At 43.1% G+C, this 19,439-nt stretch carries 20 protein-coding genes; 9 read left to right on the top strand and 11 right to left on the bottom strand.

The genetic code is table 11. From position 1 onward, the window contains the following. Positions 1-365 precede the first annotated feature (365 nt). Positions 366-1,403 (top strand): LacI family DNA-binding transcriptional regulator, encoded by a 1,038-nt coding sequence (locus JJQ94_RS12130; RefSeq protein WP_099031452.1) that lies wholly within the window; start codon positions 366-368, stop codon positions 1,401-1,403. A gap of 48 nt (positions 1,404-1,451) precedes the next feature. Here JJQ94_RS12130 and JJQ94_RS12125 read toward each other — a convergent pair whose 3' ends face one another. Then, entirely contained in the window at positions 1,452-2,519 is a 1,068-nt protein-coding gene (locus JJQ94_RS12125; RefSeq protein WP_099031453.1) for an AI-2E family transporter, read from the bottom strand. Positions 2,520-2,828: 309 nt separating this feature from the next. On the opposite strand from JJQ94_RS12125, the gene JJQ94_RS12120 reads away from it, so the two are divergent. The 5 genes from JJQ94_RS12120 to JJQ94_RS12100 all read left to right on the top strand — a co-directional run bounded on the left by JJQ94_RS12120 (position 2,829) and on the right by JJQ94_RS12100 (position 6,400). After that, complete coding sequence (locus JJQ94_RS12120) at positions 2,829-3,494, top strand: hypothetical protein (RefSeq protein ID WP_099031454.1); 666 nt, start codon at positions 2,829-2,831, stop codon at positions 3,492-3,494. 1 nt (position 3,495) lies between these two features. Continuing rightward, entirely contained in the window at positions 3,496-4,947 is a 1,452-nt protein-coding gene (locus JJQ94_RS12115; RefSeq protein ID WP_099031455.1) for a beta-barrel assembly-enhancing protease, read from the top strand. Between the two features lie 120 nt (positions 4,948-5,067). After that, positions 5,068-5,415, top strand: a complete 348-nt coding sequence (arsC, locus tag JJQ94_RS12110) for an arsenate reductase (glutaredoxin) (protein ID WP_099031456.1) — start codon at positions 5,068-5,070, stop codon at positions 5,413-5,415. After that, on the top strand, positions 5,415-5,966 hold the full coding sequence (gene wrbA / locus JJQ94_RS12105) for an NAD(P)H:quinone oxidoreductase (RefSeq protein WP_099031457.1): 552 nt from the start codon (positions 5,415-5,417) through the stop codon (positions 5,964-5,966). The genes arsC and wrbA overlap by 1 nt, the downstream gene beginning before the upstream one ends. Beyond that, a complete protein-coding gene (locus JJQ94_RS12100; RefSeq protein ID WP_099031458.1) occupies positions 5,963-6,400 on the top strand; it encodes a DUF2069 domain-containing protein in 438 nt (145 codons plus the stop codon). The genes wrbA and JJQ94_RS12100 overlap by 4 nt, the downstream gene beginning before the upstream one ends. Before the next feature lie 97 nt (positions 6,401-6,497). On the opposite strand, the gene JJQ94_RS12095 is transcribed toward JJQ94_RS12100, so the two are convergent. Then, a complete protein-coding gene (locus JJQ94_RS12095) occupies positions 6,498-7,832 on the bottom strand; it encodes an ankyrin repeat domain-containing protein (protein ID WP_099031459.1) in 1,335 nt (444 codons plus the stop codon). Positions 7,833-7,977: 145 nt separating this feature from the next. On the opposite strand from JJQ94_RS12095, the gene JJQ94_RS12090 reads away from it, so the two are divergent. Continuing rightward, positions 7,978-8,184 (top strand): DUF2897 family protein, encoded by a 207-nt coding sequence (locus JJQ94_RS12090; RefSeq protein WP_099031460.1) that lies wholly within the window; start codon positions 7,978-7,980, stop codon positions 8,182-8,184. A 35-nt stretch (positions 8,185-8,219) separates the two neighbouring features. Here JJQ94_RS12090 and JJQ94_RS12085 read toward each other — a convergent pair whose 3' ends face one another. Then, positions 8,220-8,630 carry a hypothetical protein gene (locus tag JJQ94_RS12085; protein WP_099031461.1) on the bottom strand — a complete coding sequence of 137 codons (411 nt, stop codon included), beginning with the start codon at positions 8,628-8,630 and terminating at the stop codon, positions 8,220-8,222. A gap of 106 nt (positions 8,631-8,736) precedes the next feature. Next, positions 8,737-9,894 carry an endonuclease/exonuclease/phosphatase family protein gene (locus JJQ94_RS12080; RefSeq protein WP_099031462.1) on the bottom strand — a complete coding sequence of 386 codons (1,158 nt, stop codon included), beginning with the start codon at positions 9,892-9,894 and terminating at the stop codon, positions 8,737-8,739. A 167-nt stretch (positions 9,895-10,061) separates the two neighbouring features. Here JJQ94_RS12080 and JJQ94_RS12075 point away from each other — a divergent pair, with 167 nt between their 5' ends. After that, the gene (locus JJQ94_RS12075) at positions 10,062-12,080 is read left to right on the top strand and encodes a hybrid sensor histidine kinase/response regulator (RefSeq protein WP_099031476.1); all 2,019 of its coding nucleotides are present in this window, start codon (positions 10,062-10,064) and stop codon (positions 12,078-12,080) included. A gap of 45 nt (positions 12,081-12,125) precedes the next feature. Here the strand turns inward: JJQ94_RS12075 and JJQ94_RS12070 are convergent, their stop codons facing one another. From JJQ94_RS12070 to JJQ94_RS12055, 4 genes are all read right to left on the bottom strand, one after another. Next, a complete protein-coding gene (locus JJQ94_RS12070) occupies positions 12,126-13,097 on the bottom strand; it encodes an ATP-grasp domain-containing protein (protein ID WP_099031463.1) in 972 nt (323 codons plus the stop codon). Positions 13,098-13,266: 169 nt separating this feature from the next. Beyond that, on the bottom strand, positions 13,267-14,556 hold the full coding sequence (locus JJQ94_RS12065) for a Glu/Leu/Phe/Val family dehydrogenase (RefSeq protein ID WP_099031464.1): 1,290 nt from the start codon (positions 14,554-14,556) through the stop codon (positions 13,267-13,269). An 85-nt stretch (positions 14,557-14,641) separates the two neighbouring features. Next, a complete protein-coding gene (locus JJQ94_RS12060) occupies positions 14,642-16,615 on the bottom strand; it encodes a UvrD-helicase domain-containing protein (RefSeq protein ID WP_099031465.1) in 1,974 nt (657 codons plus the stop codon). Positions 16,616-16,766: 151 nt separating this feature from the next. Beyond that, the gene (locus JJQ94_RS12055; RefSeq protein WP_099031466.1) at positions 16,767-17,228 is read right to left on the bottom strand and encodes an HPP family protein; all 462 of its coding nucleotides are present in this window, start codon (positions 17,226-17,228) and stop codon (positions 16,767-16,769) included. Between the two features lie 110 nt (positions 17,229-17,338). Here JJQ94_RS12055 and JJQ94_RS12050 point away from each other — a divergent pair, with 110 nt between their 5' ends. Further along, positions 17,339-17,863 (top strand): TetR/AcrR family transcriptional regulator, encoded by a 525-nt coding sequence (locus tag JJQ94_RS12050; protein WP_099031467.1) that lies wholly within the window; start codon positions 17,339-17,341, stop codon positions 17,861-17,863. Here the strand turns inward: JJQ94_RS12050 and JJQ94_RS12045 are convergent. The 3 genes from JJQ94_RS12045 to cyoE form a co-directional block, all read right to left on the bottom strand. Further along, positions 17,853-18,164 (bottom strand): YciI family protein, encoded by a 312-nt coding sequence (locus JJQ94_RS12045; protein WP_099031468.1) that lies wholly within the window; start codon positions 18,162-18,164, stop codon positions 17,853-17,855. The two genes, JJQ94_RS12050 and JJQ94_RS12045, sit on opposite strands and share 11 nt — an antisense overlap. Before the next feature lie 20 nt (positions 18,165-18,184). Beyond that, the gene (locus JJQ94_RS12040) at positions 18,185-18,412 is read right to left on the bottom strand and encodes a hypothetical protein (protein ID WP_017218863.1); all 228 of its coding nucleotides are present in this window, start codon (positions 18,410-18,412) and stop codon (positions 18,185-18,187) included. A 138-nt stretch (positions 18,413-18,550) separates the two neighbouring features. Beyond that, a complete protein-coding gene (gene cyoE, locus JJQ94_RS12035; RefSeq protein ID WP_099031469.1) occupies positions 18,551-19,429 on the bottom strand; it encodes a heme o synthase in 879 nt (292 codons plus the stop codon). Between the last annotated feature and the right edge of the window lie 10 nt (positions 19,430-19,439).

Here is a 19,439-nt window from a genome sequence, read left to right as displayed (position 1 = left end):
CGTAAGTGATTGTTAGTTACCTTACTTTTCAGGTAGTAACAACAAAGAAACATTATTAAACAAGCACATTATGTCAAAATGACAACGCTGTCAAATTGCTTCTTTTCAATTTTACATTGCGAATAATAACCTAAAATAAAATTTTTGACACCGGTATCATTCATTTATTTCTGCGAATTGTAGTGCTAAATTCTGTACTTATTAGATAGACTAAGAAAAACAGATGATCCTTTTATTAAGCCGATGGTCGCCTGAGCGGCTAAATATCTCAGAAATTGGGCGCTAGCTTCTGCATACATAAAGCGCTACTATTCCTCTGTGCTTAATAATGATCGATACAGACCTGTAAATAGAAGAACAACTACATGAAAGTCACTATTAATGATGTTGCCAAGCTAGCTGGCGTATCTATGAAAACCGTATCGCGGGTAATCAATAAAGAACCTTCGGTTAGAAAAAAAACCTACGATCAAGTAATGCAGGCTGTAAAAGAGCTTAATTATCAACCTAATATTGCTGCGAGAAACTTAGCTGGTACTTCTTCATTTGCAATTGGCTTGGTCTACGACAATCCCAATGCGTATTATGTCATTGATATGCAAAACGGGGTGTTATCTCGCTGTAGAGATGAAGGGTATGAGCTCGTCATCCACCCCTGTGAATCCAATTCGGAAAATATGGCCGAAGAATTCGTCACTATGATCAAACGCTCACGTCTTGCAGGTTTGGTCTTGACTCCTCCTCTATCCGAGCAACAAGCCATTATTGATATGCTAGATGAGCTGGGCATACATTACGTGCGTCTACTTTCTGGTCGAGCGCAAGAAGCGAAAAATAGCGCAAATAACTGTATCTTTGTTGACGACTACGCTGCAGCCTATGAAATTACTGAGCATTTAATCCAACTTGGACATAAAAAAATTGCTTTTGTACTTGGGGATGAAGAGCACAAATCAACGACGGAACGGTTAGCCGGATATCGCGATGCCCTGAAAGCACACGATATAAAACAAGACGATACGCTGCTCTATCACGGTACGTACTCATTTGAATCTGGGGTAAAAGGCGCTAAAGCGCTGCTGGCCGATGGTAATCCAAACCAAATCACTGCGATTTTAGGTGGTAACGATGAGGTAGCCGCTGGAGCTTTATTTGCTGCGCGGCTGATGAATATAGAGATCCCGGGTCAATTGTCTATCAGTGGCTTTGAGGACTCTCCATTCTCCCGCCAAACTTGGCCAAAGCTTACGACTGCACATCAGGCTAACAACATTATTTCTGAGCATGCTGCGCGTTTATTGTTTTCTAAAACACGTGGACATCGAAAAAATGATAAAGAAGTCTCACATGTGTTCACACCGAGTATGGTAGTTCGTGAAAGCACGGGTAGGATCACACAATAGCTATTTATTTAGTCGGCTCTCGGGCCGACTAACATCAAAAAACTTTCACTATTTGGCCAATAATTCTTCACTTTTACTCGACCATGCATTGATCAGCGCCTTGACGAGAGATGCAAGTGGAATCGCAAAGAACACACCCCAAAAACCCCATAAACCACCAAAAAACAACACTGCAACAATGATATAAACAGGGTTGAGATCCACAGCTTCAGAAAACAATAATGGCACTAAAACATTACCATCTAATGCTTGAATAACGCCGTACGCAATGAGGATAGTCCAAAATTCTGGTGCAAGACCAAATTGAAACAAAGCAACTGCGGCAACGGGTAAGGTAACGAGTGCAGCACCAATAAATGGGATAAGTACAGAGAGCCCAACCAACGTACCTAGTAGTGCGGCATAACGTAAATCCAAAATGGAAAAGGTCACAAAGCTCACTACACCAACGATGACAATCTCAAAAACTTTACCACGAATATAATTCATGATTTGTTGGTCCATCTCGTACCACACTTGTGAAATGAGTTTTCTGTCTTTGGGTATAATTTTTGAAATTCCATATGTAAGCTCTGACTTGTCTTTCAACATGAAAAAAGCAAGCAGCGGCACTAAGACCAAATAAATCATCCATGCGACAACGTCTTTTAATGAAGTTAATGAGGCTGACACAATGACTTCACCAAGCTCTAGTAACTTGCTTTCCACAGAGCTCACAATGGCTTGTACCTGAGTCGTAGAGATCAGAGTCGGATAGTATTCAGGTAAATGTAAAAGGAAGTCCTTACCCTCTTCTACCATGGTTGGACTTTCTTGGAGCAGGTTACTTAACTGTTGCCACAGAACAGGAACGATACCAAAGACTAGCCCCAAAGCGACGCCCACAAATACTGCCATTACGACTACTGCTGATAACATCCTACTGCCAGTCACTCGGGTGAGCTTGTTCACTGGCCATTCCAGTAAATAGGCGATCACAATTGCGACCAGTACCGGCATGACGTAACTGCCAAAAAAGTACAGTAAAGCAACCGTGGCAACTAGCATCAGCAATAGAGTAACGGAATGTGGATCTGAAAACTTTTTGATATACCACGCTTTTACTAACTCAAACATCCATGATCTCCAAACAAACTTCACCGCTTTCAATTTCAATAATTTGGTAACTCACCGAGTTACCATCCAAATATTTTTTTATGTCTAACAAGCTTTGATCCTGACTCATCAGCAATTTTAGTTTGCCTAGAGTATAGTCATGGCGCTTTAACCGCCACTTAAACTGAACAAATAATGCGGGACAGGTAAATTCTCGCAAATCATGTACAAATTTTGTTGTCTTGTCTCCACACAAATCACTCAATGCGGTAGCCCTCAAGGCGTTGATGGTTTATTCTTAATAGCATACTCTACTTCTTGGGAATCTTAATGCCAGGCGTTAATAATAAGGCCCGATTGCCAGCCAATCCAACACTAAAAGAAATAAATTGGTACAAAAAGCAAATTAATTGGGGTGAACTTCCGCCGTTTTATCACCTTGTTGCCTCAGCGGTAAGTGAATGTGAAGGTCTGCTCCATCACGGCTTTGATAATGCGGTAAAGCGTTTGCTAGATAAGCGAAATTGGAATATAGAACTATTAGGTGGTTATGAAGATGACAGTGGCCTAATCCACTGTGACAATAAACCTCAAATAGCATTACATCAAGCATTTACTGATAGAGGCTTTGAGCTTTGGGCTTACCCAATAGCCAAAGGCACCAAGATTGATGCCTATGTTAAAGACAATCGTTTTTTGGAGTTTCGAGTATGGGATCCGCATACGATGAAAAACTTACTGCGCATCAACCAGCTCCATAAATTCATTGCGTTTTACTTTGAGCGCGGTGATATAGCAGACAAAGCTTTAATACTTCACGCGCATAAAGTGCTGCATATGACAGTGACATTTTTGCAAAAAGAATTGAACATCACCAGCGTTGGTGGGGTCTCAATAAAAGATTTTTACCAACTTTGTGAAAAAGATGCTCGAGCATGCAATGATGAAGTCGACTTAGCTAGGATCATGCTCGGAGAAGACCTTAAAAGGGATTAAAATGCGGTTAAAACCCCTATTAAATTCAATCGTTTTAACATTTGCGCTCGCAACATCAAGCAGCACTAATGCACAAACAGAGCTAAAGCTACCAGATTTAGGCACTTCGGCTCTACAAGTACTACCTATTGAAAAAGAGCAAGCGATCGGCGAAGTCATGATGATGCAGCTGCGCTCGCGCTCCCCTGTGGTTGGCGATCCGGTACTTGAAGAGTACTTAACTAGCCTGGGCAATCGCCTCGTCGCCAATGCCAATGACGTACGCTTTCCATTTACCTTTTTTTGGATAAATAACAAAGATATTAATGCCTTCGCTTTTTACGGGGGTCATGTAGGTGTACATACGGGACTCATTGCGCAATCCGATAACGAGAGTCAATTAGCGTCCGTAATTGGCCACGAAATTGCACACGTTACTCAACGCCATTTAGCACGCCGCGTACAAAACGCAAAAGACAACAGTGCCTTGACCATCGCGGGGCTTATTACTGGTATTTTAGCAACCGTTGTTGCCCCAGATGCAGGTATCGCCATTTTATCCGCAAGCCAAACACAATCATCGTTGAACCAACTAACGCATAGCCGAAAAGCAGAGCAAGAAGCCGACCGATTTGGTATGAATACACTACATAAAGCAGGCTTTGACCCCTATGCGGCCAGTGAGTTTTTAACTAAGCTCTCGGATCAAATTCGCTTTAAAAATAAGCCCCCTGCGTTTTTGCTTACGCACCCGTTACCCGACAGCCGAGTATCGGACGTTAGACTTAGAGCACAACAATTCGAGAAAAAGCATTACCCCTCAAGCCTTTCCTACGCGTTAGCTAAAAGCCGTGTGCTTGCTCGATACTATTATTCCGAAGATGCAGGAGAAGCCTTTTTCAGAAATTCTCTAAAGCGCTCAGCAGAACTCGACAAGCGCGCCCTACAATACGGATTAGCAATCACGTTACTCGATCAAAAAAAATACGAGGAAGCTGGCAAACTATTGGATGAGTTGTTAGAAAAAGATCCGAATAACCTGTTTTATCTTGATGTATATACCGATTATTTAATTGCGACAGAGCACTCTGGCAAAGCCGTTGAGATGCTTCAAGCTCAACATCAACTTAGGCCCAATAACCAAGTTATCACGCTGAATTATGCTAATGCCGCCATAAAAGCAAAACAGTATGAAGTTGCCGAGCAATTGCTTAAGATCTTTTTGCTTGATAAACCAGATCATATCATTGCTCGTGATTTACTCACACAAGCCTATGAAGCCCAAGAAAACAAGGCGGCTTACCACGAGTCAAAAGCGAGTGTCTATGCCCAGTACGGTGCATTTAATAAGGCAGCAGACGAAGTACAACGTGCACTCAATCATGTCGAAGACAAAGAGGATATCAAGCGTACAAGGTTAAAGGCACTACTTAGCCAATATCGTAATATGCAAAAAGAAATCGCTAAGCTGTAATGCTTAGCGATTGCTTACAGCGATAGTAGAAACGTATTTAAGCCAATTTTCTTGCACATCACTTTTCGTCACCTCTACATTAAGCTATGATCCGTTTACATTACGAATTAGAGCAAAATCATGTCAGTAGAAATCTATCACAACCCGCGCTGTTCAAAATCACGTGAAACCTTAGCTTTACTAGAGTCCAATGGCGTTAATCCTACCGTTATTGAATACCTAAAGACGCCAATCGATAGTGGCACTTTGGCTAATTTACTTTCTAAACTTGGATTTAGTTCTGCTCACCAGCTCGTCCGCAGCAAAGAAACGCTCTACAAAGAGCTTGGGCTATCGAAAGACTCGGACGAAGCAACACTGCGCACAACCATGCTTGAAAACCCTAAACTGATTGAGCGTCCTATCGTTGTCAAAGGTGACAAGGCAGCGATTGGTAGACCCCCAGAGTCAGTGCTTGATATCCTGTAATGAGTAAAATTCTTATTTTATACCACTCCAGTCATGGCTCCGTGGCGAATATGGCGCACGAATTTGCAGACACCATAGTGTCACAAGGCGGTGAAGCTATAGTACGCGTTTTTGAGAAACGTCAAGACCATGATGTGGTAGTAACAAAGCAAGATTTAGTAGAGTGCGACGGTTTGGCGTTTGGCACTCCTACACGCTTTGGTATGATGGCAGCTCAAGCGAAAGCGTTTTGGGAAACCACCAGCGATTTGTGGCTTAAAGGCGCACTCATTGATAAACCAGCCTGCGTATTTTCGTCTTCAAGCAGTATGCACGGTGGCAATGAGGCTACCCTACTTAACCTCTCGTTACCGTTATTACACCACGGCATGATGTTGTTAGGTATCCCCTATGATGTTCCAGAGCTTTTGGCGACCAACATGGGCGGGACGCCCTACGGTGCAACACACGTTGCGGGCAGCCAAAACAATACTTCACTCACTCAAACAGAAATCAAAATTTGTCGTGCAGCAGCGAGTCGACTGCTACACGTCGCGGAAAAGTTAACATGAATGAAATTGCAAAAAAGCCTATCACTAGACGCTTTCAACTCTTTGCGCTAGTCGGGTATTTTGGTCTCCTGATCCTGATGCCACTGTGGCTCTTTGTGCTTGCACCAAGAGAAGGTTACAGCTTGGGCTTTGTCTTTGTGGTGTACGTTTTACCTTTATTACTCCCGCTTAAAGGTATTTTACAGGATAAGCCATACACTTATGCGTGGGCAAACTTTGTCGTGATGTTTTATTTTATCCACGGCTTTACCCTTTTGTGGACATCTCCAGACGAGCTATTGTTAGTCCTGCTAGAGATTGGCTTTGCAACATCCATGTTTATTGGTTGCACTTACTATGCGAGACACAGAGGCCAAGAGTTAGGATTGAAGATCCGCAAGTTAAAAGAAGACCTCGCTGACGAAAAGGCAGCTCACGAACATAAAGAGCCATAATCTCGCTTGCGTAACTACATTAAAAAAGCGCAGTTCTCAATGAAGTAACTGCGCTTTTTAGCATCAATCCGTCATCAGCTTAGTTCGTTACGGTAAGCTACTGCAACGAGAGTACGGCTATCAACACCAATACTGAAAACAATACCTGCACACCAATACTAAGCCATGCTAACGCATTTACCCCGATCAGTGACCATGGCGTTGAGCTGTTTGGGTATAGAGGGTTACTGCGTTTACGCTTCGCAAAAACAAAAATTGCGATAGAAGCAGCCGTAGTGACAAGTGTTGCGATAGTTTTTTCATCCACCTCATCAGTAAAAAATAAAAATAACTGAAGTGGTAGCAAAATAGCAGCAAAGGCATAAAGAATATGGACGGTTTTTATTTTTTGATACTTTGCTTCATTAGAAAGCTCGATAATACCGTGCTGTTCAAATGTTTGCTTAGAAGTAAGCGCCTGATTTTTCATAGCCACACGGTAAGGGGTGTCACCATGAATATCCGCAAGCGTCGGGTCATCACCATGTTCAAAAATCATTTCGATCATAGCAGCAGAGTTCGATGCCGCCGCATAGTGCATTAAGTTCCTGCCCGACTCATCCAGCTCATTAACATTGTGATGTGGCAACATAGTTTCAACCGCACTCACAAAGCCATTTTCAACCGCTAACATAATGGCAGATCGCCCACTGCTATCTCTTGCCGTTCCTTTCGCGCCCTGTGTGACTAAAGTAATAATTGCAGACTGCTTAACTTGTTGCTGGGTTAGCTGGAACAATAGCGCCTGTTCCAAAAGACTCGTCACCTCGTCTTTGTCACACATGGCACAAAGCAGCTCAAAAGTCAGCTGCCCATCTAACAAACTATCCGTAGCAAGTTTAGCGGTGGCGGCCCGGTCAAGCAGACATGTATCAAGGTGAGTTAACAGGGCGGTATGAGTTTCTTGCGAACTATTGCACCACAGAGAAACGATTTCTTTCGCGCTAAATTTCACTCCCATTTCCATTAACCAAATCAAGGTCTTTTCATACTGTTTGCTACAAAGCAGTTCAACAAACGATTGATTTTGGTCTTGTATTTGGGCTTGAATATTCGAGTATTGACCAAGACGCTGAATAAGTGTTTTTATTAGCTCATCCTGATCAGTATCATTTTCCTCAATGTGTTGAATTACGCTATTAACGTATTGACGCTGTTTATCGTCATAGTCATCAATATGCTGAAAATAACAGGCTTCGAACGGCTCTAGCGGTCGTAACCAAGCGAGGTAAAATAAAGGAGGTAGAACAGTGGTCGTTACGCCCTGCTCATCTTTCATTTGTTGGCAATTCGGCCATGCCTCTATGGCATCTAGAATGTAAGCACCGTTTTGTTCGATTAACCCCTTTAACAGCATGGGATACTGGGCAGGCCAAATTAACACTTGTTCCATGAATGCGCTATTATCCTCAGAATGTAAATATATGCAGCATAATTATCGCGAAATGACTAGGTGGTGAATAATATCAACAGTCGCGCTAAAATGCTCACCTATTTCAGGACAAATTTAAAAAATAGGGCTTTTTTGAGGAGCTAGAATGGGTAATCAATTAGAGACATGGCAAGTGATCTTGATCATTGTTGGCGTGTTAGGGGTGATTTGGAGCAATATTGCGTTATTAAAGTATTCCGCCAAATTTGAAATGAAAAAGAAAATCGACGAGCAGACGGCGCCTTTTGACAAAGATAAGGTAACGTCCAAAAACAACAGGCCTCAAAATAATCCAAAAAAGGATGAAGATTGAAGCATGTTGCGACGTTAGACGAGCTGACTAATCATTCATTCACATTTGAAATTTAATCGCACATCATAAGGCTTACCGAGCGCACCATCGGCTATCCCTCCACCTATGGTCATTGCAGCCCCAGCATCATCGACACTATTTCGACCGAAAATCCACATCGCCATACCGGCAGCCTCAACGGCGTTAGCTACGCCTTTTTGCGTGATATAAGTACTTTCAGGCGTATCGCTGTTATAAATGATATCTAGATTCACAACATACGCGACCATATCGGCTTGTTTGCAATAGTGCCTGGCCTGCTTTAATGCCTCTTTACTACCCGCATCACGGCTGTCGGAAAATAACATAATATTATGCACACCATCAGACGATGGACGCACATCATCATGATGAGCACACCCGGATAACCAAACCGCTAAACCAACACTTAATAGAATTCTTTTCATCACACTCTCCTATTCATTAAGCGCAAGCTTAGGGGTTATTTCGGTTTAGTTCCGTTAGTCATTGTTTAAATTTGTAATAAGCGACACAATTGACCAATCACTGCGGTCACTTAACTTCCACGTCTACCCAAACTAAACGGTGATCGGAGCTGGCATGACGACTTTCCACTAAACGGAATAATTCATCTTCTTTGCTTGGCCAGAAAACCCCGCTGCTAACCACTCGAAAGCCGAACTTGGATGGCAATACGTAATCTACACGAGCCCCCCAATGTGCAGTATAACTGCGACTCTCACTTTCCTTGCTATGTTCACTTCCCCCTCTGCTTTTTGGCGTAAAGTTCGAGAATACTTTAGGGTTATCTAATAATTGTTCTATCACGCCAGGTCTATGTTTATCGCCTTTATCAGCAGCGTTTAAATCACCGACGATGATAAATCGTGTATCATTTTTAAGGCCACCTTTAACGCCATTGTCATCATAAATGTACTGGCTACGTTTAGGGTCGATATAATCGGCCATTAAGCGGATCTCATCGTGATTTCTGTTGCCATTCCTATCCTCTTCACCATCAAAGACAGGGGGCGTTGGGTGCATCGCCAACAGGTGAAACAATTTACCATTCACTTCAATTGGCAGATCCCAGTGAGATTTTGAGCTTAGCCTCAAGCTTTGCCACTCTTGCTCACTATACCAAGGCTGTCTCGTCGTCGGATCCATTGTCACCATATGATCTGGCATATCTTTCCAAAGAAATGCCTGCAGAGTTCGGGCATGCTCTTTTTTAATCGGGTACTTTGACAGCACAACCATCCCATATTGCCCCTCATATAAACCAAACCCTTGGGCATCACCGCCATAGTTAGATTGCTTACCGTCATTATCTAAATCATACGGTGTTGGTAATCCAGTATTGACTGGCGCAATATAAAAGTAAGGGTACGATATAGGCTGCTGATCCGCTTGAGGTTGTGCTAGATAGTTATTTACAAATGCCTGTACACCTTTATTTGGTTCAGCGATGTAATCAAATTCATTGAGTAGAATCACATCTGGGCGAACACGCTGAATGATTTCGGCAATATTTTTGATTTGTTGATGTTGACCATTCTGTAGCAATTTACTGAGCTTTTGAGGGTCAAGCGCTTGCCCTTTTTGTTGATAATTCGTTGCTTCCATACTGACATTAAAGGTAGCAACACGAAGTGTTTGTGCACTTACTACCGTTGTCATTAATAAAAAAAGTAGACCTACATATTTCATAGACTTGCCTTAAAAAATTGTGATAAATCCCGCGATGTCTATTTTATTCATAATCCTTTGAAAAACGGAAATTATCTCGACGGACTCAAAAGATTTAATGTTGGCAAGTTAGCAAAGAGCGGTTAAAGTTAAATGATTAACTGCCTTGTACTGTCAATGTGAAATTTGTGAGTATTTTAAAACGATTACACCTCATCACCACTAACCAAGACACCACATTTGAAGAAAAAGTGACGGCGCTGCTAACGCTTGGTCTAGATGTTTTTGAGCTTGATATTGCCATTGTCAGTGAAATTCATGCTGATGTGTACACGGTTAGACATGTGATCACCCCAGATAACTCTTTATTGGCAGGTACGGATTTTGAACTGGCAAACACCTATTGCTGGCACACTTTACAAGCAGACAGCGCACTATCCTTTCATCATGCCGGTATCAGCGAAATTGCCACTCACCCTTGCTACGCAAACTTTGGCCTAGAGAGCTACATTGGTGCGCCGATTATTGTTGATGGTAAACGCTATGGTACCGTCAACTTTTCCGCATCCAGCGCCAAAGCTCAGGCGTTCAGTCAAGAACACTTAGATTACGTGAGTTTATTAGGTCAATGGATTGGTGTTGAAATTTCTCGGCAAAAGGCGTTGAAGAAAATACAACACCGTTCACAAGCATTAGCAGCGATGAGCCGTCTTGCTGATATTGGCTCATGGGAAGTCGATTTTAAAAAGAACAAAGTGTATTGGAGCCAACAAACACGACTCATTCATGGCGTTGATGATAACTTTACACCAACTCTCGACAATGCCATCAGCTTCTACAAACCCGGCATTCACCAAGGAAACATTAAACAAGCCATAGACGACGCCATCACCTCCAAAACCAAATGGGACATAGAATCCATTATTATTGATGCCAACGGCAACGAAAAGTGGGTCGCCTCTCACGGTCAAGGTGAATATGAAAATGGTGAATGCGTTCGGGTTTTTGGCGCAATTCAAGATATCGATGAACAAGTCAAAATGCGTATTGCATTAGAGCAAAAGCGCGAAGAAGCGGAACAACTTCTTAAGACCCGGAGTGAATTTATCGCCAAAATCAGCCATGAATTGAGAACCCCGCTGAATGGTTTAGTCGGCATGCTTCAAGCGTGCAGAAAAGAAACCGACATAAAAGAAATCAAGAATAACCTGAGCGTCGCAGTCAACAGTGCAGATATGTTGATCACGTTGATAAACGACGTATTAGACTTCAGCAAGCTAGATAGTAATAACTTGAAGCTAGACAATACCGCGTTTGATCTTCATCAGCTAGTTGAACAAGTTGTAGGCTTGTACAGTCCAGCCTGTCGCGAAAAAGGACTCTCAATCAACTTCCATATTCATAAACAAGGCACAAATTGGCTCTATTCAGATCCAACTCGAGTTAAGCAAATTATTGCAAACCTCGTTAGTAACGCCATCAAATTTACGCCAACAGGTAGTATCGATATTTATGCCGATGTGCTGGGGAGTGAGACTTCACCTGTTCTACAATTAAGTGTCTCAGACACAGGCATAGGTATTGCTAAGACCAATCAAGTACATCTTTTTCAACCATTTAGCCAAGGCGATGCGAGTGTAAGTCGGCATTTTGGTGGCACTGGTCTTGGCCTTTCAATCGTATTTGAGCTTTGTAATTTGTTGCAAGGCGAAGTACAGGTAGAAAGTGAGTTGGGTAAAGGGAGTACCTTTATCGTTACCTTCCCAATAGAGTTTGCAGAAGAAACAGGCGATGTGCAAAACCAAAAGGCTGAAGAGCAGCCTATCTCCTTATCAGAATGTAAAATCTTGCTTGTAGATGATAATCAAATCAATGTGCTGGTGATGGAAAAGTTACTGAATCAGTTTGGTGCAACTCACATCGACAAAGTCTATAACGGCGAGCAAGCCGTAAAATCATGCCAAGATAAAACCTTTGATATTGTGTTTATGGACTGCGTCATGCCGATTATGGATGGCTTTGAAGCCACTCGAAGTATTCGTAGGCTTTCAAAAGATAAGTACCAAGGGCCGCATATTATTGCATTGACTGCCAATACTTCAGAGTCCGATAAGGCAGCCTGTTATGAAGCCGGCATGAATAACTTTCTGTCTAAGCCGATTCAGCTTGATGCACTAAGAGGCGCACTTGAGCCGTTCACGCAATAAAAAAGGAGCTTGACCTAGCTCCTTCCTCGTTATGACTCAGCAGTATTATTCCGCTGCTTTTTCTTTGCTCGCTTTAGTGCCGTTACTGTTCTTCTTTGATTGACCAGTGCGATTAAAGATACCTAAGCGAATGCGTATAAAGTGCAAAATTTCTCTCGCCACATCAATATCGACAGCCTGTTCAAGCCCTTCAAAGCCAGGACTTGAGTTTGCTTCACAAATTTTAAAATGCTCTTCATCGAATAATAAGTCGATGCCAGCGACATCTAGGTTCAGAATATTTGCCGTTTGCGTTGCTAACCATTCGATTTCAGGGGTGATCGGGTGTGGGCTACCTTTTGCACCTAAACTTACGTTCGCCTTAAAGTTTTTACCGCCTGAATTACGCTCCATACAAGCAACAGCACGCCCACCAATGGTCAACACACGTAAGTCTCGACCATGACTCGACTTCACAAAACGCTGCAAAATGATATTTGCTTTTGGATTTGTTGCTTCAATGAGTTGCATCAAATCATCAAATTCACCGCGTGATTTCGACAAAAATACGCCGCTGCCCTGCGAGCCTGATAGCGTTTTAATCACCACCGGGAAACCAATTTGCTTCTCTACCAGTTCAATATTTACAGGGAACTTAACCAACATGGTTTTTGGTGTTGGTAAGTTTTGCTCTGCAAGGATCTGCTGCGCATACAGCTTATCTTTTACAGTTTCGATAGACTGCGAAGAGTTAAAACAATGTACGCCTAAACGTTCAAGGTGACGGATAATCGCAAGCGTAAAGTAAGTCGTGCCTGCACCCATACGCGGTAGTACAAAGTCAGGTAACGCAACCGGTTGACCATCGATTAGAATACTTTCTTCGTCTTCTCTGGTTACCAATAGATCAAATTGATCAGGTGAGTAAACTTGAAGATCAATACCTTCTTCCTTTGCCACCGCCATCAATCTATCTATTTCATAAATTTCAGGTTTTAACAAACTGGCAGAGTCTTTGTAAATGATCCAACCGCGCATACGAATTGCCCCTTGAGTAGCGGAATAAGAGGATCGCTGTCGACACGAATAGTTAAGTGAAAACACCTAAGCGGGTTCGTGTATCAGCGGCCCCCAAACAAAAGCGCGATTATGTGGACTCACCCGAAAACAGTACAGCAAAAAAAATTTATCGACACAATCTAAAAAACTACTCGCGATTTTCAAAGTAAGATTGTGTCCCGTGGGCTTCCAAGGCGCTTTCAATACGTCTTAATGCCAGTTTGTATACGGCATCTCGCATCTCAAGCCCTTCATCACTTCGCAGCTGCCACGCCGCTTCAAATGCATTCGATAAATATTGCGCCAACTTATCTTGCACAGTGTGTTCGTCCCAAGCCTCTCCTTGGCGATTCTGACACCACTCAAAGTAGCTTACGATGACGCCGCCTGCATTAGCTAAAATATCTGGAATAACTATCACGCCTTGTTCATGCAAGATTTCGTCTGCGTCCGCCTCGATGGGTCCATTGGCAATTTCTACGATATATTTTGCCGAAACTGCTTTGGCGTTATCCCGGGTGATTGCGCCAGATAAAGCTGCGGGCACCAAAATGTCCACATCCAGCGCGAGCAGCTCTTCATTGCTCAGTACTTTATGTTCAACGCTTTCACATACTGAATCATCACAGTACACTGCTTTAAGCGCCTTGTTGCGTTGCTTTTCTTGATAAATACTTTCTATATCTAAGCCATCTTTACAGTAAATCCCGCCTTTTGAATCGCTTACTGCAACGACTTTATAACCCGCTTGCTGCAACAGCCTTGCGCAGTGATAACCACCATTGCCAAAGCCTTGAATAGCTATCGTTTGTTCCGCTTTATTCCAATTATTTTTTTCACTAAGCCGCTCTATCATTAAAAATGCACCGCGACCCGTGGCAGACTCTCGCCCTTCACTACCACCAAAAATAAGCGGTTTACCGGTGATCACGGCAGGACTTTTTTTACGGACGATTTTCTCGTATTCGTCCATCATCCAGCCCATAATCCTGGCATTGGTGTACACATCAGGTGCGGGAATATCTTGATCGGGTCCGATAAAATCAGCATTAGCTCTAATATATGCTCGAGCAAGGCGCTCAAGCTCCATGGGACTCAGTGATTTAGGGTCAACGGTTACGGCACCTTTACCGCCGCCAAATGGCACGCCAACCGCTGCACACTTTAGCGTCATCCAAAGGGCTAAAGCTTGCACCTCACTCATATCAGCTCCTTGGTGAAAGCGTATTCCGCCTTTTGTTGGACCTAGCAAATCATTGTATTGACAACGATACGCCTTAAAATAATCGAGCTTACCGTTGTCACGACGAATTGAGATGTTGCTCGACAGCGTTCTTTGAGGCTGGGCTAGCGCTTGATAGGTAGACTCATTAATTCCTGTCTTTTCGACTATGTGATTTAATCTTTTCAATGCGTCTTTTAGTAGATCCGTACTCATCCTTTCCTCGCTTATTTTTAATTCAACAAGTAATTGTATGAGTGCACAGTGCAAAAAGATCAAGTCCGTCAACGGGGATTAATGATTATGCGATTTCCTCTAAGAAGTAGGAAGGTGCGTCGTTTGGCGCTAATAAAAAGCATTGTTTCTTCGCTCTGGTTAACGCCACATAGAATAAACGCCGCTCTTCTGCGTCAGGAAATGCCCCTTGTGCTGGTAAAAGCGCATCGACAAATGCTGGCGTTTTTACCTGCGACGGAAAGTTTCTATGCTTGAGACCAAATACTATTGTGAAGTCTGCTTCAGTCCCTTTAGCACCGTGAAAGGTGTTATGTGAAAGAATAAGCTCTGGATAGAGCTGCCGCCACTGCGCAATCTTTGATTTATCAGGTAATGCCCTGTGATTTCTCGCCAGTAAGGCAACGGTGGTTTTTCCTTCGTTACGCTGCTCGATAAGATTGAGCAGTTGTTGCGCCTGCGACAGTTCGTCATCCGCCACAACTTTCACCACGCCCTGCCCCGCCACGCCTGTGGTGTGAGAAGTGATATGCTTGGTTATTTGTTCTGGATTGCGGCAAATAAACTCACTCGCCGTGTCTAAAATGGTTTGAGGATAACGGAATGTTTTATCCAAGTATGTGGTCGTCGACTTACCAAAATAGCGAGTAAATTCGGTTGTTAGGCGCATATCGCCACCACTAAAGCGATAAATAGCCTGCCAATCATCACCAACGGCGAACAATTGCGATCCGGCTTTTTTATCTAGCAGCACTTGAATGAGCTTTGCCCGCACACGGGAGATGTCTTGAAATTCGTCGACCAAGATGAACTTCCACGGTGAAATAAACTGACCAGACTCTACGTAATAAATAGCCCGCTCCAGCATATCATCGAAATCGATGCTAGATTCATTGGTTAAATACAGCTGATATTCCGCAAGAACTGGCATGATCACACTCATTTGATTGCTAAATTGCGTCAGCAGTTGCTCAACCTCTCCCATTATTTGAGCATGCTTCATCAGTGGTAATACCTGACTTATTAAGTCTATCGCCTGTGACGCTTGCTGTGTGCTCGAACTTTTCAGAAATAGCGCAAAGTCTCGCTCAAAGTGGCTTTCTTGTCGCAACGTATGCACAGTGTCTGCAATAAATTGTTTAAATAGTTTTTTATCCGTTGCTAGATTTGAAATTGTCGGCTTTGCCCCTGTAACCGCTTCGATGATCTGCATGCCGAGCGAATGAAAGGTAGAGCAATTTAAGGTGTCACAGAGAGACTGACAGCGCTGACGCATCTCCGTCGCAGCATCATTACCATACGCAAGCAATAACAGCTCATTCGCCCGAGCTAATTTGCGATGCAAGAGATACCCAACTTTGGCCTTGATAACGCTTGTCTTACCCGTGCCTGCGCCAGCAAGCAGTAATTGCCTGTCATCCTGGATCACACAAGCCTTACGTTGAGCTAATGTAAGGGGATTTGATTCAATGCTGTCAAAATAGTTAGCGTCTTTTGCCAAGTAGTGATCGACAAAAGCAGACTGAAACTTTGCAATATCACGCTCATTCCAAAGTGCAATTTCTCGTACCGTTGCTACTTGAGGCTTTAACGAACTTGGCACGACATTGTCATCTAGGTGCTGCCAGCTGGACCATAAGGCACTGCAAACATGATGCACTAGACTTTGATTATGATGGCTGAGATATCGACGCGTTAATAATTGCTCAATTTTACGAACTTTGACTTGCAAGTGCTTCCCATGGTGTAAAATCCACAGTCGTTGCAATTGTTGAACTAACTCATCTGCACCTTGATTTTTAACACTTAACACAAAGGTCTCGTGACCCTGTTTAATCAGGACTTTTTGGGCAAGCCAACCAGGCTGAGGTGCTGGCGGGACTGTCATAGCGCTAAAGGGGATGAACCTGTCGGCAGATTTCGACTTGAGGTGAAGGCCTTCTTTCGTACATTTGGCACCACGTACCCCATAAAACAACCGACTAAAGAGATGTAATGCTATCAATTGGTAAATCAGACAAAGTAATTCCGTTGCAGTCATGCTAGCACGAAACCCAAAAGCGCGCTTAATGAAATTTTGTCATCGCTATTTATTTTTTATTAATTTCAATGAACTAATCTAATGTGTAGCTAAAAGATTCTGCGACTTAATGATTAAGAAAGCAGGCGAATGAAGCCTGCACATTAACATATTAAGCTGCTGTTATGGTCGTCAGCTTTGTTTTAGCCGCTAACGTTGCTTTACCAACCAGCACAAGCACCACTGCACCAATAATCACAGGCGTAAATAAAAAGCTCCATCCCTCTAGTGCCAACATGATCAGTATTGGATTCGCGCCAGCCGGTGGGTGGGTAGTTTTTGTTACTAGCATACTAAATACGCCAAGCCCCGTTGCTAATGCCAAAGTGAATTCGTTAACACCGATATACTGCGCAAAAATAATCCCGATTATTGCGGTAATGATATGTCCAAAGATGACGTTTTTAGGCTGTGCAAGTGGACTTTCGGGCACGCCAAATACCAGCACTGCCGTTGCGCCCAAAGGTGCCATTAAAAAAATATGCTCAGCACTTATCGTTTGACTAAACGCCAATATTGCAATTGCGATAAACGCTCCCGCTCCAGCAATTAAAGCAAGTTGTACTTCTCTCATTGTATTCTTTCCCTTTCCAAAAAGTAGACCAACTTGTCTACCACACAAATAGTAGACAAGTTGGTCTACTTCTGTCAACCTATAATCACGGTAATAAACATGGCTGACTGATGAGTACAAAAAGACAACAACTGATCGATTGCGCAATGGCACTATTCTATCAACATGGCATTCATGCCATTGGCATAAACGAAGTATTAAAATCATCTGGCATTGCTAAAAAAACCCTGTACAACCATTTTGAGAGTAAAGAGGCGCTGGTGCTTGCAACACTTGAACAGCGGCATCACCTATTTATGTCTTGGTTATCTCGTTGCCTTGAAAATGCTCAAACGAATGAACTGCTCGAAAAGCAGCTGTTTTTAGCGCTAGATCAGTGGATTAATAATAAAGTGGAGGTGCTGGGCGATTTCCGTGGTTGTTACTTTATCAACACGGCGGCAGAATTTGGTGAGCTCACCAATCCAATTAATCAACTATGCCAGCGGCACAAACTTGCGGTAAAAGCGTTACTTAAACAATCGCTCAACGACGATGCCGCTGTCGAGCGCCTGTTTCTATTGAGCGAAGGGATTATTTCAACGGCCTATACCTGTCACGATACGGACGTGGCCAAGCGGGCACTCAAGAATTAAGGTATTTCTCCACCTCTGTAAAGCAAGATGAAAACTTGCTTGGCACAAACTCGATAATGTCATACCGAGCCACTTCGGCGACATAAAAGGGATCTTGACGAACAATATCAAGTAGCTCAGCTTCACTACTCGCCTTTGCCAAAATAACTCCACCAGTTCGTGGGATTTTTCTGCCAGAGGCGATAAAAGTACCATTGCCATAGAAGCGATCTAAAAACGCAATGTGAGGGGCGAGCAGCGGCTCTACCTGTTCAATTTCGGTAACATAAGTAAGGTTAACAATAAATATCGAAGCTGACATTAAGCTATTTTCCTGTGTGATTATGGTTCTGATTTAGGTGCTTTTTTACGTTGTTCTTGTTTGGCTTTCGCGACATTTTTAAAAACGGGTGGTGGAATAGGAAAAAGAGAAATGAGCGGCATTAAAGCCAAAAATAGATAGGCGCCTTTTGGCATTTTTTTGGCCCACAGCACGACCTTAAAAAGTAAAAAGGACGCGATAAAAATCGCCGTAAATAACAACAATACCTCTGTGATCCCTATATCCATTATTATGTTCTCACCTATTCAATAAGCTGGATATGGAGATAAAACGGGTAAAAAGCAAGCGATGTAAGACAAATAAAATAAGAACGAAAAAAGGCCCATCGGGCCTTTGGATTTTAGTTACTTTGGGATAATCTGCGATCAGTACAGCATCGCAGAAACTGTGCTGTGATTATCAATCGCCATCGCAATACTTAGAACTGTGATATTGACTATTGAGAATGCAAATACTTGCCTCGCCCAACCATGTAAATCTAAGTCTCTTTGGTATCCTTTTAGCGCCATCAATAACCACCAAAAACTGGTTGTACAGGCCACCGCCATAAATGCTATGCCGGTATAACCGCTAAGCGGCAGTAACATCACCACGAGTGCATAAATGGCGATATACAAAACAATATGATGCTTGGCCTTTTCAACACCTTGCGCGACTGGCAACACCGGAATATTCGCGGCCCGGTAATCTTCAAAACGGAAAATCGCAATGGCATAAGAGTGCGGCATTTGCCAAAGACAAAACATCAATAATAAAATGGCAGCGCCAGAGTCAAACACCCCGCTTACTGCGCAGTAACCAACCACAGGAGGCACTGCCCCAGACAGGCTACCAACCACCGTGCCATACACTGAGTTTCGTTTCATGTATAAGCTGTAAACACCGACATAAATAAAAAACCCAAATGCGGCAAAACTCAGCGCAATCCAATTGGTGAAATAGGCTAAGAGCCCAAAGCCAGATAATCCGAGTACCAGACTATGTGACAGTGCAGCAGCTGAGGAAATTTCCCCAGTTACTGTCACACGAGTTTTAGTGCGAGCCATTGCCGCATCGATATCCCTGTCGATGACATTGTTAACTACACAACCTGACGCAACGACTAAAGATAGCCCCAGTAGAGTCAAGGCAAATAGCAGCCAATCAACTTCACCTCGAGAGGCCAATAAAAAGCCTCCTGCGACTGAAATCAAGTTTCCCATAATGATCCCAGGTTTTGTCACCTGAAAATAACGACGCAGCATGACTACTCTC

Origin of the sequence: Pseudoalteromonas sp. GCY (assembly GCF_016695175.1) — a bacterium.
Lineage (GTDB): Bacteria > Pseudomonadota > Gammaproteobacteria > Enterobacterales > Alteromonadaceae > Pseudoalteromonas.
Note: the sequence above shows the minus strand (reverse complement) of the source record. Positions and strands in the feature narration are given on the sequence as shown.

Bases quoted from the DNA above. Each gene is read 5' to 3' on its own strand.
- JJQ94_RS12130 (WP_099031452.1), top strand. From the start codon at position 366: ATGAAAGTCACTATTAATGATGTTGCCAAGCTAGCTGGCGTATCTATG.
- JJQ94_RS12125 (WP_099031453.1), bottom strand. From the start codon at position 2,519: ATGTTTGAGTTAGTAAAAGCGTGGTATATCAAAAAGTTTTCAGATCCA.
- JJQ94_RS12120 (WP_099031454.1), top strand. From the start codon at position 2,829: ATGCCAGGCGTTAATAATAAGGCCCGATTGCCAGCCAATCCAACACTA.
- JJQ94_RS12115 (WP_099031455.1), top strand. From the start codon at position 3,496: ATGCGGTTAAAACCCCTATTAAATTCAATCGTTTTAACATTTGCGCTC.
- arsC (WP_099031456.1), top strand. From the start codon at position 5,068: ATGTCAGTAGAAATCTATCACAACCCGCGCTGTTCAAAATCACGTGAA.
- wrbA (WP_099031457.1), top strand. From the start codon at position 5,415: ATGAGTAAAATTCTTATTTTATACCACTCCAGTCATGGCTCCGTGGCG.
- JJQ94_RS12100 (WP_099031458.1), top strand. From the start codon at position 5,963: ATGAATGAAATTGCAAAAAAGCCTATCACTAGACGCTTTCAACTCTTT.
- JJQ94_RS12095 (WP_099031459.1), bottom strand. From the start codon at position 7,832: ATGGAACAAGTGTTAATTTGGCCTGCCCAGTATCCCATGCTGTTAAAG.
- JJQ94_RS12090 (WP_099031460.1), top strand. From the start codon at position 7,978: ATGGGTAATCAATTAGAGACATGGCAAGTGATCTTGATCATTGTTGGC.
- JJQ94_RS12085 (WP_099031461.1), bottom strand. From the start codon at position 8,630: ATGAAAAGAATTCTATTAAGTGTTGGTTTAGCGGTTTGGTTATCCGGG.
- JJQ94_RS12080 (WP_099031462.1), bottom strand. From the start codon at position 9,894: ATGAAATATGTAGGTCTACTTTTTTTATTAATGACAACGGTAGTAAGT.
- JJQ94_RS12070 (WP_099031463.1), bottom strand. From the start codon at position 13,097: ATGCGCGGTTGGATCATTTACAAAGACTCTGCCAGTTTGTTAAAACCT.
- JJQ94_RS12065 (WP_099031464.1), bottom strand. From the start codon at position 14,556: ATGAGTACGGATCTACTAAAAGACGCATTGAAAAGATTAAATCACATA.
- JJQ94_RS12060 (WP_099031465.1), bottom strand. From the start codon at position 16,615: ATGACTGCAACGGAATTACTTTGTCTGATTTACCAATTGATAGCATTA.
- JJQ94_RS12055 (WP_099031466.1), bottom strand. From the start codon at position 17,228: ATGAGAGAAGTACAACTTGCTTTAATTGCTGGAGCGGGAGCGTTTATC.
- JJQ94_RS12050 (WP_099031467.1), top strand. From the start codon at position 17,339: ATGAGTACAAAAAGACAACAACTGATCGATTGCGCAATGGCACTATTC.
- JJQ94_RS12045 (WP_099031468.1), bottom strand. From the start codon at position 18,164: ATGTCAGCTTCGATATTTATTGTTAACCTTACTTATGTTACCGAAATT.
- JJQ94_RS12040 (WP_017218863.1), bottom strand. From the start codon at position 18,412: ATGGATATAGGGATCACAGAGGTATTGTTGTTATTTACGGCGATTTTT.
- cyoE (WP_099031469.1), bottom strand. From the start codon at position 19,429: ATGCTGCGTCGTTATTTTCAGGTGACAAAACCTGGGATCATTATGGGA.